The sequence below is a fragment of the Bradyrhizobium vignae genome, assembly GCF_900324035.1.
Classification (GTDB): domain Bacteria; phylum Pseudomonadota; class Alphaproteobacteria; order Rhizobiales; family Xanthobacteraceae; genus Bradyrhizobium; species Bradyrhizobium vignae.
Genome location: NZ_LS398110.1, coordinates 6196305 through 6208515 on the forward strand (window position 1 = coordinate 6196305; position 12211 = coordinate 6208515).

Annotated in this window: 10 protein-coding genes and 2 pseudogenes; 6 read left to right on the forward strand and 6 right to left on the reverse strand. The window is 64.2% G+C overall.

What is annotated here, in order from left to right; all coding sequences use genetic code 11:
* Positions 1–73: 73 nt before the first annotated feature.
* The 4 genes from BRAD3257_RS30175 to pgm form a co-directional block, all read right to left on the reverse strand.
* Positions 74–1054, reverse strand: a complete 981-nt coding sequence (locus BRAD3257_RS30175) for a PDR/VanB family oxidoreductase (protein WP_122404910.1) — start codon at positions 1052–1054, stop codon at positions 74–76.
* Between the two features lie 11 nt (positions 1055–1065).
* The gene (locus tag BRAD3257_RS30180) at positions 1066–1818 is read right to left on the reverse strand and encodes a GntR family transcriptional regulator (RefSeq protein WP_122404911.1); all 753 of its coding nucleotides are present in this window, start codon (positions 1816–1818) and stop codon (positions 1066–1068) included.
* 3 nt (positions 1819–1821) lie between these two features.
* On the reverse strand, positions 1822–2871 hold the full coding sequence (locus tag BRAD3257_RS30185; protein ID WP_122404912.1) for an aromatic ring-hydroxylating dioxygenase subunit alpha: 1050 nt from the start codon (positions 2869–2871) through the stop codon (positions 1822–1824).
* A 289-nt stretch (positions 2872–3160) separates the two neighbouring features.
* Positions 3161–4807 (reverse strand): phosphoglucomutase (alpha-D-glucose-1,6-bisphosphate-dependent), encoded by a 1647-nt coding sequence (pgm, locus tag BRAD3257_RS30190; protein ID WP_122404913.1) that lies wholly within the window; start codon positions 4805–4807, stop codon positions 3161–3163.
* A 136-nt stretch (positions 4808–4943) separates the two neighbouring features.
* Between pgm and BRAD3257_RS30195 the strand changes: the two are divergent.
* Positions 4944–5242, forward strand: a pseudogene (locus tag BRAD3257_RS30195) (alpha/beta hydrolase family protein); the annotation flags it as partial.
* A 49-nt stretch (positions 5243–5291) separates the two neighbouring features.
* A complete protein-coding gene (locus tag BRAD3257_RS30200; protein WP_244607737.1) occupies positions 5292–6086 on the forward strand; it encodes a transglycosylase SLT domain-containing protein in 795 nt (264 codons plus the stop codon).
* A gap of 16 nt (positions 6087–6102) precedes the next feature.
* On the opposite strand, the pseudogene BRAD3257_RS30205 reads toward BRAD3257_RS30200, so the two are convergent.
* A pseudogene (locus tag BRAD3257_RS30205) lies at positions 6103–6207 on the reverse strand (DNA-binding response regulator); the annotation flags it as partial.
* Between the two features lie 82 nt (positions 6208–6289).
* Here BRAD3257_RS30205 and BRAD3257_RS30210 point away from each other — a divergent pair.
* Positions 6290–7138 (forward strand): MBL fold metallo-hydrolase, encoded by an 849-nt coding sequence (locus BRAD3257_RS30210; protein WP_122404914.1) that lies wholly within the window; start codon positions 6290–6292, stop codon positions 7136–7138.
* 51 nt (positions 7139–7189) lie between these two features.
* On the opposite strand, the gene BRAD3257_RS30215 is transcribed toward BRAD3257_RS30210, so the two are convergent.
* Entirely contained in the window at positions 7190–8077 is an 888-nt protein-coding gene (locus BRAD3257_RS30215; protein ID WP_122404915.1) for an aldose 1-epimerase family protein, read from the reverse strand.
* Positions 8078–8647: 570 nt separating this feature from the next.
* On the opposite strand from BRAD3257_RS30215, the gene BRAD3257_RS41300 reads away from it, so the two are divergent.
* The 3 genes from BRAD3257_RS41300 to BRAD3257_RS30230 all read left to right on the forward strand — a co-directional run bounded on the left by BRAD3257_RS41300 (position 8648) and on the right by BRAD3257_RS30230 (position 12194).
* Positions 8648–9361: a glycosyltransferase family 4 protein gene (locus BRAD3257_RS41300; protein ID WP_244608036.1), complete on the forward strand. Its 714-nt coding sequence runs from the start codon at positions 8648–8650 to the stop codon at positions 9359–9361.
* A gap of 252 nt (positions 9362–9613) precedes the next feature.
* Entirely contained in the window at positions 9614–10756 is a 1143-nt protein-coding gene (locus BRAD3257_RS30225; RefSeq protein WP_122404917.1) for a glycosyltransferase, read from the forward strand.
* 103 nt (positions 10757–10859) lie between these two features.
* Positions 10860–12194 (forward strand): hypothetical protein, encoded by a 1335-nt coding sequence (locus BRAD3257_RS30230; protein ID WP_122404918.1) that lies wholly within the window; start codon positions 10860–10862, stop codon positions 12192–12194.
* The last annotated feature ends 17 nt before the right edge of the window (positions 12195–12211 follow it).

The window sequence follows — 12211 nt, forward strand, 5'->3', positions numbered from 1 at the left end:
TCCGAAAAGATCATGCTCAAACAATAACCTGAAGCGCGACGGCGATTCATCCTGATCCCATCGCGCTTTAGTGTCAGATCGCATCCGCCCGCAGCAGGGTGTCCACCGTGATGGTGCCGCGCGCGCGGGAGACGCAGGCGCAGATCTTCCGGTTGCTCTGTTTCTGATGATCGCTGAAGAAGACGTCGCGATGATCGATCTCGCCGTCGACCGCGACCACGTCGATGGCGCAGAGGCCGCATTCGCCGCGCTTGCAGTCGTACATCACCTCGTGGCCGCTGGCGTTGAGCACGTCCAGCATCGAGCGCTCGCGCGGGATCTCGAGTTCGACGTTCGAGTCCTTCAATCGCACGCGAAAAGTTTCGGTCGGCAGCGTGCCGCTGGAGCCGAAGGTCTCGTAGCGGAGATCGGGCAGCGGGTGGCCGGCCCCGATCCAGGCATGGCGCGCGGCGTCCAGCATCCGCATCGGGCCGCAGAACAGGGCCAGCGTACTTTGCGGCAACGAGGCGAACAGCGCGTCGAGATCGAGCCGCCGGCCCTCGTCGCTGGCGTGAACAACCAGACGGTCCCCGAGCATCGCGGCGAGATCGTCGAGATAGGCGGCCTCACGGCGCGAGCGCACGGCGTAATGCAGCGCGACGTTTGCCTCGCGCCGCGCCAGTGCCTGCGCCGCGCCGAGGATCGGGGTGATGCCGATGCCGCCGGCGATCAGGCAGTAGTTTTCGCGAGCCCAGTCAACCGCAAGGAGCGAAGCGGGCCGGGTGATGTCGAGGCGCGCGCCGGGTGCGAGCTGCCACATGTAGCGCGAGCCGCCGCGGGAATCCTCAGCGCGGCGCACCGCTATTCTGAAGCCATGCGAAGAGGCTTCGCCGACCAGCGAATAGGATCGCGTCTCCGGCAGGCCGTCGATGGTGACGCTGACATTGATGTGGCTGCCGACCGGATAGGACGTGACGTCGAACTGATCCGGCCTGATCAGAAATTCGCGGATGCCGGGCGCGAGATCGCGCGTCGAGACGAGTGTCGCCGGAATCCGGGTTTCGACGAAGCGCATTGTGACTGCCCTCAATCGGTTGCGGTCTTGATCAGCGCGAGCGCCGGCAAGAGGTCGAGATGGGTGCGGTTGCGCAGCGCGAGCCGCAGGTTTCGCACCGCGAGCCGGGCATGCTCGCGCATGATGGCCTCGGCGCGCGCGCCCTCGCGGTTCTCGATGGCGTCGATCACGACGCGATGGTGCTCCTGGGCGATGATCAGGATCTGCTGCGCCTCGGGCAGCGCCGACTGCGCCATCACGAAGCCGCTTGGCGATGCGAACGGCAGCGCTGAGGCGCGGTCGATCTGCCGGATCAGGGGCTGGCTGCGGGACAGTTCCGTGAGCAGCGCGTGGAAACGCGCATTCAGCGTGACATAGGACGAGAAGGCATCGACCGAGATCGGCACCTGGCGGAGCAATTCGTCGATTGCGGAAAGGCACTCCTTCAACGATTCGAGCTCGCGCGCGGAGACGCCGCGCTCGGCGGCAAAGCGCGCAGCCAAACCTTCCAGCGTGCCGCGCAGTTCGATGGAATCGGAGATGTCGCGCTCGGAGAACGCCTTCACCATGAAGCCGCCCGAGGGGATCGCCTCCAGCAGGCCCTCCTCCTCCAGCCGCACCAGCGCCATGCGCACCGGCGTGCGCGAGGCGCCGGTGGTCTCCACCGCCTGCAGCTCGGAGATGCGCTCGCCGGGGCGTAAAGACCCCGACAGAATCTGATCGCGCAGCGCGAGCTGCGCCTTCACGGTCTGCGAGACGGAGCGGTCGACCTCACGCTCGGCCATGATCTACTCCGCGGCCTGGAGGTGCGTTGGCGCGTTTTCCTTCGCCACCATCCGGTCGATCAGCTTGCGCGACCACATCGCGCCGGCGTCGATGTTGAGGTTATAGAAGATGCGGTCGGGGTTCTCGTCCATCGCGCGCTGCTGCGCTTCGAGGATCAGCTCGTCCTCGCGGAAGATGCCGGAGACGCCCTCGCGGATCTCGGTGGTGATGCGCTGCTCGCTGATGCGATAATTGCGAACGAAGGCCCAGAAGTAATGGCAGGTCTTCTCCGTCTCCGGCGTGATGGTGTTGAGCACGAAGCCGTTGGCGCCCTGCGAGCGGTCGCCTTCCGGCGCGCCGGTGCCCGTCGGCGCCACGCCGACGTCGATGGCGATGGTGCACGGCGCCTCGAAACGGATGATCTGCCAGCGATCGACGAGGCCAGGCTTGCCGAGCTGCTTGCCCCAGAACGGCGGCGGCTCGATGCCGCGCATCCAGCGCGTCACCGTCACGGTCTTCTCGCCATGGGTGACGTCGAACGGCGCTTCCGCCACCGCGTCATTTCCAATCGACGAGCCGTGCACGAAGGTCTCGTGGGTGAGATCCATGAGATTGTCGAGCACAAGGCGGTAGTCGCAATTGACATGGATGGTCTTGCCATCGCCGGCCCAGGCGGGATCGTCGTTCCAGTGCATGTCGGGCACGAGCGCGGGATCGGCGAGTGCAGGATCGCCCATCCAGAGCCAGATGTAGCGATGGCGCTCGACGACGGGATAGGCGCGCACGCAGGCCGAGGGGTTGATGGTCTCCTGCGAGGGCATGAAGGTGCAGCGGCCCTGCGCATTGTATTTCAGGCCATGATAGCCGCAGACGACGGTGTCGCCCTCCAGCCGCCCCTTGGACAGCGGCACCAAGCGATGCCAGCAGGCGTCCTCCAGCGCGGCCACCGAGCCGTCAGCTTTCCGATACATCACGACATGCTTGCCGCAGATCGTCCGCGGCAGCAGCGCCGGCTTCACCTCAGCGTCCCAGGCGGCGGCGTACCAGGCGTTCATGGGAAAGGGTTTTGTCATCGGTCTCACTCCCACGGCTTATGTATGCTTTATGTATACAATAGCAGGAGAAAGGAAACGTTCAAGGCTCAAAAATGCCGTATTATATTACCTTCACATTCCATTATGTATACATACCATCCGCTGTCATTCCCCGCGAAGGCGGGGAATCCAGTACTCCGCGGCAGACATTGGTTCACACAACTTCAGGCGCGGCGTACTGGATCGCCCCCTTCGCGGGCGATGACACCGGAAAAATGTGGCGGCCCTCTCGGAGGGCGAGAGAAAGGCGTGCCGGCTGCAGAACACCTTACGCCGCGAACACCTTCGCCAGGCCGGCCTGCGCTTCCTCCTGAATCCGCGTCAGGTGCTCGGCGCTGCGGAAGCTTTCGGCGTAGATCTTGTAGACATCCTCCGTCCCCGACGGCCTTGCGGCGAACCAGCCGAAATCGGTTTCGACCTTGATGCCGCCGAAGGGCTGGCCGTTGCCGGGCGCCTTGCTCAGCGTTGAGCGCACCGGATCGCCGGCGAGCTCCTCGAGGCCGAGCTGCTCGGGCGTGACGGACTTCAGGATGTTCTTTTGCGGCCCGGTCGCGGCAACGTCGATGCGCGCGTAATGGGGCATGCCGAACTCGGCGGTGAGATCGCCAAAGAGCTGGCTGGGATCGCAACCGGTCTTGGCCATGATCTCGGCAGCCAACAGGCCGAGGATGATGCCGTCCTTGTCGGTGGTCCACACCGTGCCGTCGCGGCGCAGGAACGAGGCCCCTGCACTCTCCTCGCCGCCGAAGCCGAAGCTGCCGGTGAGGAGGCCGTCGACGAACCATTTGAACCCGACCGGCGTCTCGACCAGCCTACGACCGAGCTTCTTGGCGACGCGGTCAATGATCGAGCTCGACACCACGGTCTTGCCGATCGCAGCACTCTTGCCCCAGTTCGGGCGATGCGCGAAGAGGTAGGAGATCGCGGTCGCCAGATAATGGTTCGGATTCATCAGGCCGCCGGTGCGGGTGACGATGCCGTGGCGGTCGGCGTCGGTGTCGTTGGCAAAGGCGACGTCGAAGCGGTCGCGCATGCCGATCAGGCTCGCCATCGCGTAAGGCGAGGAGCAGTCCATGCGGATCTTGCCGTCCCAGTCGACCGTCATGAAGCGGAAGGTCGGATCGATCGCCTGGTTCACGACGGTTGCGTTGAGGCCATGGCGCTCGATAATCGGATGCCAGTACTGCACGGCGGCACCGCCGAGCGGATCGATGCCGATATTAACGCCGGCGGATTTGACGAGATCGAGATCGACGACATTGCCGAGATCGGCGACGTAGGGGGTGACGAAGTCGTAGGCGTGGACGTTCGCCGCCTTGCGCGCCTTGGCATAGTCGATGCGCTTCACGTCCTCGAGATCGCCGGCGAGATAGGCGTTGGCGCGCTTCTCGACGACGCCGGTCACATCCGTATCGGCCGGGCCGCCATGCGGCGGATTGTATTTGTAGCCGCCGTCTTCGGGCGGATTGTGGGAGGGCGTGATGACGACGCCGTCGGCGAGGCCGCTGGTGCGGCCCTTGTTGTAGGTGAGGATGGCGTGTGAGATGACAGGCGTCGGCGTGTAGCCGCCGTCCTTGTCGATCATGATGTCGACGCCGTTGGCGGCGAACACTTCGATGGCGCTGACCAGCGCCGGCTCAGCCAGCGCGTGGGTATCGATGCCGATGAAGAGCGGACCTGTCAGGCCCTTTTCTCTTCGGTAATCACAAATGGCTTGCGTGGTCGCGAGGATGTGGCCTTCGTTGAACGTGTTCTTGAACGAGGTGCCGCGATGGCCGGACGTGCCGAACGCCACGCGCTGCGCCGGATCGGACGCATCCGGCTTGCCGGCGAAATAGGCCGTCACCAGCCGCGGAATATTTGTGAGCGCGTCCGGCGAAGCCTGCTTGCCCGCCGCGGGATGAACATCAGCCACTGAAATATCCTCGTTCTGTCGTGAGTGCGGGACACCATAGCATCGGCCGTGCCCCCGCCAAGGGCACAACACGCGCGAGGGGGAAGGCGTTCCTTGGGTTGTGGTTCGCATGACATGCGGGACAACCGCTCCGGATCTCAGCCACGGCATCCTGAGCCCGCCAGATCCGCTGCCGCCACCGCACCAGCTCAATGAGGCCGCGCGGGCCGAGTTCGCGCGCTATCTCGCAAGCATGCTGCCGCACAAGGCTTTTGCCGTGTCGCCGAACGGCGGCTACGGCTGGCGCGCGGGTCGCGCCTCAGCCACGCCGCGCGCGACTCGCTGGCGGCCTGCATGAAATGGTCGCCCGTCTGCACGCTCTATGCGGTCGATGACCAGCTGGCGGAGCCTTCGCAAGCAAGGTCCACTGATCAGAGCGCCCGCGCGCGCCAGTGACCTCGCGCCAGAGGCCGGTTTGTTAACTCCGGAGCGCTATGACAAACCCATGCTGTGGGATCGGGCACGCTTCATACTCGGCGCGATGTGGAGACACCTCGCGGTCGTCCTGCTCTTGTCGGCCCCGATCGGTGCACATGCCGGCGACGGCGATATCGACGGGCCGCACACGACCTCGACGATCGCGAAAGCCAACACGGAGCTCGGCGCCGGCGAAACGGCGTCATCGCGGGCCATGATCCGGAAGATCATCGAGAGAGAAACCAAAAGCACCAATTTACCGGCCGATATCGCCGAAGCGGTCGTCTTCGTCGAAAGCGGCTATAACCCGGCGATCATCGGCAGCGCGGGCGAAATCGGCCTGATGCAGGTGCGCCCCGAGACGGCGGCGATGCTGGGCTTCCGCGGGAGCAATGCGGAATTGGCGGAGCCTGATATCAACATCCATTACGGGGTGCTTTATCTCAGCCGGGCTTGGCAGCTGGAGGGCGGCGACCTCTGCCGCGCCCTGATGAAATACCGGGCAGGTCATGGCGAAGAGGAGATGACCGCGCGGTCGCAGGTCTATTGCAACCGGGCCCGCAACCGTCTCGTTGCCATGAACGCCTCGTCGGCAGGGACCGAAGCTGCGGCTGCTCCGGATCCGCCGCCCCCGGTCGCTGCTCCGGCTCCGGCAAAACCGGCGAGCCGCCCGAAGATCGCGGTGCAGCCCAAAGCGGTCTATGCCCGCTACCGTCAAGGCACCGCGACCGCCAGCCGCGCCTATTGGGCCGCACACGAGGCCCGCATCAGCCAGATCAAGGCACGCATCGAAGCACGATGGAAGCGCGTCGCATCGCGCTGACGATGATGTCCTACAACCGCTCACTGAGCGCGAACTCTGCGCGCGCGAGCAGATCGCTCAAGTTGATCGGCTTGGTGACGTAGTGGTCGCCGGCGACCTCAAGCCCGAGGCTGCGATCCATGCCACCGGCAGCCCGCCGCGGCTTGCTCGGCCGCACGCTTCGCATCTACTGTGCTCCAAAGCCTGCACTTGGAGGTGGCGTCATGGAGGTCATACTGCTCGGCACCGGCGGTCCGCGCCCGGACCCGCGCCGCATGGCGACCACCACGCTGATCAGGCTCGGCGACGAGAATATCCTGTTCGACGCAGGCCGCGGCGTCGTGGTGCAGCTCAGCAAGGCCGGCGTGCCGCTCGGCGCCATCAACACGGTCTTTCTCACGCATCACCATTTCGACCACATCGGCGACCTCTACGACGTGATGCTGAATTCATGGATGGACGGGCGCAAGGACGAGCTGCGCGTCTATGGACCGCCGGATACCGAGCGGCTCGTCAGCACGCTGATCACGCAGGTCTACGACAAGGACATCGCGTGGCGGGACAAGGGCGAACCCAGCTTCGGCGGCTGGAAGCCTGTCGTCGCAACGGACATCGTGCCGGGTCCTGTTCTCGACACCGGGCGCTGGAAGATCAGCGCCGAGCTGGTCTCGCATGGCGATGGCCTCGACATGCCGCCGGCCTTCCTCGCGCGCTGGATGTGTCTCGGCTACCGCTTCGAAGCGCAGGGCAAGATCATCGCAATTTCCGGCGACACCGTGCCCTGCCCCGGGCTCGAGCGGCTGGCTGAGGGAGCCGACCTGCTGGTCCAGTGCTGCTTTCTCGCCACGCCGGAGATCAACAACGAGCATTTGCGCCGGCTTGCGAAATACACGATCGCCTGTGGCGACACGGTCGGCAAGATCGCGGCCAAGGCCGGCGTCAAGAAGCTCGCGCTGACCCATCACCGGCCGCGCAGCGATGATGCCATGTTGAACGCGCTGCTCGAGGATGTCAGGCAGGACTATGCGGGGCCGGTCGTGCTCGGCGAGGATCTCACGCGTATCGAGGTCTGAGCATCATCGAAGCACGCGCGCCGCAATCATGCGTGCGGAATCTGTTCGGCGTCAGGACGATCCGACCTCGATCCGGTAGGACAACTCTTCTTCAGCGCCCGGCGCGATGTGCATCAGGCCCGGCTTGTCGGTGAACTCGCCGTCGAAGCCGGCGGGACTGGCATAGCCGCGCCAGGGCTCGATGCAGAGGAACGGCGCACCTGACGGTTTCGACCAGACGCCGAGTTCGCGAAAGCCGCGCCAGGACATTTTCAGCCAGGGCCCCATCGATGCCCCCTGCCCCGCGGCATAGCGGACCGAAGTGCTCTCGATCCGGTCGAAGATGATGGCGTCGTCGGTGAATAGGGATTCGGACAAGGGCAGCGCGGCACCTTTGACCGGGCTCGGCTGCACTGCCGGGCGCAGCAGTCCACCATCGAGACGGCGGACGGGAGACGACTCTGCGCGCGCGAAGGTCAGCGCATAGTCCTGCTTTGCCGCGTCGGACTGCAGCGGCCAGTTGAAGGCGGGATGGCCGCCGATCGAAGCCGGCAATGTCTCCTTGCCGGTGTTGGCGATCGTGAGCGTCAGATCGAGACCGGAATCATCGATCGCATAGGCGGCCGTGAGCCGGAACGGGAACGGATAGAGCGCGCGCGTCGCCTCATTGTCATGGAGCACGAGGGTGCAGCGGCTCTCGCCGCGCTCTGCCCACACAAAGCGGCTGTCGCGGGCAAAGCCGTGCTGGGTCATCCGATACGATTTGCCCTGGTGCAGCAATTCGTCATTCGCAAGACGCCCGACGATGGGAAACAGCAGCGGCGCGTGACGCGGCCATTCCGGCCCCGCCTGCCAAAGGAATTCGATGCCGCCGTCCTTCAGCGAGCACAGCTCGGCGCCGTGCGCCTTGATGGTGGCGGTGAGGGAGCCGCTGCGAAGGGAGTGGGTGTCGTCGGTCATTGCCGACCTCTACACCGCGGACTCAGACGCAGCAAGGCGGCGCCGGCCATGCAGGCGGCGCCTCGGAGCCATGCCGAGCTGCGTCATATTTCTGTACCTAACGATTGCTCACTTGCGGTTCCTCCACCGCGAGCTCCCCGCGACCCCGGCCGGGACTCCATGAACCATCGTGGTAGCCAATTGAAATTCTTCATCAACGGCCGCTTTCTGTCGCAAAAGCTCACGGGCGTTCAGCGCTATGCCGCTGAAGTGGTCAAGGCCATCGACGTGCTGCTGGCGTCTGAGCAGACTCCAGCCTCGCTGCGCAATGCGGACTGGCAGTTGCTGACGCCTGCGGATGCAAGCGAGAGCCTTGATCTCGAGCGGATCAAGATCCGCGCAGTCGGCCGGTTGCATGGACATGCGTGGGATCAAATCGATCTCGCGCGCGCCGCCGCCGGAGGCCGCCTGATCAGTCTGGCCAATTCCGGTCCCGTCTTCCATCGCGACCACCTCGTCGTGATCCACGACGCCCAAGTCTTTCGCCGGCCCGACTTCTTCAACTGGCGCTATCTGGCAGTTCACCGAACCATGGGCCGGCTGCTCGCCCGGCGCGCAAGCATCGCAACCGTATCGGCTTTTTCGCGCGGAGAGCTCGCCGAGGTGTTGAATCTATCGGCAACAGAGATCCCGGTCTTCCCCAACAGCGCAGAGCACTTCGCCAAGACGAAACCAGATCCCGGCATCATTGCCCGGCTCGGCCTTCAGCCGCAGAAATTCTTCCTTTATGTGGGCTCGAGGACCAAGAACAAGAATCTTTCCGTCGCGATCCGCGCCATCCAGCTGCTCGATCGGCCCGACGTTCCCCTGGTCATCGTCGGCGGCGATAACAGTAAAGTCTTTCAGGACAATTCGGGCGTAGGGGCTGCAGGCCTGCTGCTTGCTGGCCGTCTGACCGACAGCGAGATTGCGGCTCTCTATGCGCATGCATCGGCATTCGTGTTTCCCTCGCTCTATGAGGGATTCGGCGTGCCGCCGCTCGAAGCCATGATCTTCGGTTGCCCGGTCATCGCTTCGACGGCTGATGCCGTCGTGGAGACGTGCGGTGACGCGGCCGCGTATTTTCGCGCCACCGATGCCGAAGCATTGAAGCAGCTCATGCTCGAAAGATTGGCAGCGGGCGTGATCTCGGACCAGGAACGCATGCGGCAACAGGATCGCGTGACATTCTATTCGTGGAAAAAATCGGCGAAGGCTCTGCTCGATCACCTCGCAGCGCCGGCGAACGTCGCCAGCGCTGCTTGAAATTCGACGCAGCTCGCCTCTCGCGCGCAACGGTTTTTGCACAAACGATTTGCAACTCGCGGCTTCTTGCATAGTTCCATGAAAATTTCTCGTTCTTGCGGGTGATCGCACGCACGAAGAGCTTGGCGCAACATGACCACATCGCTGCCCCAATATCGCTACGTATTCGAGGAACTGTGTTTCGCAGTAGCGAACTCAGAACAGGGATACACGATGTCCGGCTCTCCAACGCGGCCCTACGCAAGGCAGACGATGAAAGTGCTGCACGTCGCCGAGACGATCCGCGGCGGGATTGCCAGCTATCTGAACGAGTTGCATCCGCAGCAACAGGCGAGCTTCGGCGCCGACAACGTGCACTATGTCGTGCCCTCGGATCATCGTCGCGATCTCGGCGCGATCGATGACAGCCAGATTACGACGTTCGAGCGGACCGGCCGCAGCGTCTCCGGGCTGTTCCAGATGTTGCGCGCAAGCATGCAAGCCCTCGACGCCTTCCGGCCGGACGTGGTGCATTTGCATTCCTCCTTTGCAGGCCTCGTGCTCCGGCCCGTGCTGGCGGCCCGCTCGAACGGCCCGCGTGTGGTCTATTGCCCACACGGCTGGGCATTTTCGCGCGAGACCGGTCGTCTCAGCCATCTCATCACGAAGGCAGCAGAAAATCTTCTCGCGCGCACGTCGGACCGGATCATCTGCATCTCCGGTGACGAGTATAATGAGGCGGTCCGCGCGGGAATTCCCGCCGAGCGCCTCACCATCGTCCACAATGGCATCTCGAAGAGCCGCACGCCGCAGCCCGTCGCGGCGGACTGGACAACATCCAAGAAAGTCAAGGTGCTGTTCATTGGACGCCTGGACCGGCAGAAGGGCTTTGATCTCCTGATCGAAGCGGCGCGCTCGCTCGAGGATGTGCTCGACATCCGCATGGTCGGTGCCTCCGTCGTCAACAAGTATGAAGGCCCGACGGTCCCATCCAACGTGAGCCTGCTGGGCTGGCTGGACCGCCCGACCATCGAGACCCAGCTCGAGGCCGCCGACCTCGTCGTGATTCCATCACGATGGGAAGCCTTCGGTCTCGTTGCCCTGGAAGCGATGCGCGCAGCCAAGCCCATCCTGGCGTTCCATAGCGGCGCATTGCCCGAGATCGTCGTCGATGGCGTCACGGGCGTGCTCTGCGAACCCGTCGCCGTTCAGCCGCTCGTCGACGGGTTCCGGCGAGCGCTCGATCTCGATCTCAAGGTGCTGGGACAGCGCGGCTACGACCGCTTCAAGCAGCTGTATGACGTTCAGAAGACGCATGGAGAATTGCAGCAGGTCTATGTCGAGCTCCTTCAGGACGACCAGACACCGGTCGAAGCGAAAGCGGGACTGCAGTCGGATCTCTCAAAGAATTTCTGATGAGCAAAATGCACGGTTGCCCCTGCAGATGCAGGAGATCGCGATGGCAATGCCCTGGGCCGGGCTTGATGTCACCGCCAGTGCGTCGCGCGTGATCTAGACCATGACACGCCCACGCACCTTGGTCCGCGACAGTGTCCTCCGCCTCGCGGGCCTCATCTCGTCCATTGTTCTGTCGGTCCCTGCCTGCGCTCAGCAGGCTCAACCGCTCGACACGCGATTCCTGCTCGGCGTCGGCACCCATCAGGGGCTGGGCGGGCCGGTGAGCGAGCGCGGATACGTGCCCGCAGAGAACATCGCCCAGATCAAGCAACTCGGCTTCAACGCCTTCCGCGACGATTTTCCCTGGTCCGATTTCGAGGTCGGCGGACGCCGGATGGGCTTCACGCCCAGGCTCGGCAGGCTCGAAGCGCAAGTCAAATCCGGGGTCGCGCGTCCCCTCCTGATCCTCGCCTTCGGCCATCATCTCGTTCCGAATTCCTCGCCGCCAACGACCGATGAGGCGCGGCAGCGGTTCGCGGACTATGCTGCCGCGGCGGCGCAATCGGTCGTGGCGCAGCATCCCCTGTTCGAGCTCTGGAACGAGTGGAACCTGGCGGCGAAGAAGGATGCCGCCTTCTCGCCGGAGAACTATCTGGCGCTTGCCGAGGCCACACGACCAGCGGTCAAGCGGGTGGCGCCGAACGCGCCTTTCCTGGTTGGCGCGCTCGGCGACGATCCGGGCTGGACATGGACGGAGAAGATGCTGCGGACCGGCATTCTGCAATATGCCGACGGCGCGTCGATCCATCTCTACAATTTCTGCATGGGCCCGAGCAAACGCAGCTCGGCCGAAATCATCGAGCGGCTCACGGCGTTTCACCGGCTCGTCGGCCAGGCGAGCGGAAATGCCGACTTCCCGATCTATGTCACCGAGACGGGCTGGACCACGCCCACCAACAAATGCGGCGTCAGCGAACAGGCCCAGGCCGACAATACGGCGCAGCTCATCCTGTGGGCGTCGACCGCGACGCGCTGGCTCAAGGGGATCTGGATTTACGAGCTCAAGGACAGCGGCAAGAATCCATCGGAGCTGGAGCATAACTTTGGCCTTTATCGCTTCGACAATTCGCCAAAGCCCGTCGCCTGTGCAGCCCAGGGCGCCTGGGCCTTCATTCGCTCCAGCCTGAGTGCCGAGCGACGCGAGCTCGCCAGCGGCGTCGTTTCGATCAATGCATCCACGACGTCCGGCGGCAGAGTCGCGGTCTGGTCCGAGGCTCCGGATCGACGTTACGAAATCCGGCTCAAAGGCGATCAGCAGGGCGCTACCTATGCACTGCCGTGCGATGCGGCCGCAACACCTGCATCCGGGGCCTGGATTCCGGTTTCGAGCACACCGGTTCTGATTGCAGCCAAGAACGGTGCCGCTCCCGCCCTGGAGATAAGGCCGGCGCGGTAGGCGCGATTTTTGAAGAC

Bases quoted from the DNA above. Each gene is read 5' to 3' on its own strand.
- BRAD3257_RS30175 (WP_122404910.1), bottom strand. From the start codon at position 1,054: ATGCGCTTCGTCGAAACCCGGATTCCGGCGACACTCGTCTCGACGCGC.
- BRAD3257_RS30180 (WP_122404911.1), bottom strand. From the start codon at position 1,818: ATGGCCGAGCGTGAGGTCGACCGCTCCGTCTCGCAGACCGTGAAGGCG.
- BRAD3257_RS30185 (WP_122404912.1), bottom strand. From the start codon at position 2,871: ATGACAAAACCCTTTCCCATGAACGCCTGGTACGCCGCCGCCTGGGAC.
- BRAD3257_RS30200 (WP_244607737.1), top strand. From the start codon at position 5,292: ATGCTGTGGGATCGGGCACGCTTCATACTCGGCGCGATGTGGAGACAC.
- BRAD3257_RS30210 (WP_122404914.1), top strand. From the start codon at position 6,290: ATGGAGGTCATACTGCTCGGCACCGGCGGTCCGCGCCCGGACCCGCGC.
- BRAD3257_RS30215 (WP_122404915.1), bottom strand. From the start codon at position 8,077: ATGACCGACGACACCCACTCCCTTCGCAGCGGCTCCCTCACCGCCACC.
- BRAD3257_RS41300 (WP_244608036.1), top strand. From the start codon at position 8,648: ATGGGCCGGCTGCTCGCCCGGCGCGCAAGCATCGCAACCGTATCGGCT.
- BRAD3257_RS30225 (WP_122404917.1), top strand. From the start codon at position 9,614: ATGAAAGTGCTGCACGTCGCCGAGACGATCCGCGGCGGGATTGCCAGC.
- BRAD3257_RS30230 (WP_122404918.1), top strand. From the start codon at position 10,860: ATGACACGCCCACGCACCTTGGTCCGCGACAGTGTCCTCCGCCTCGCG.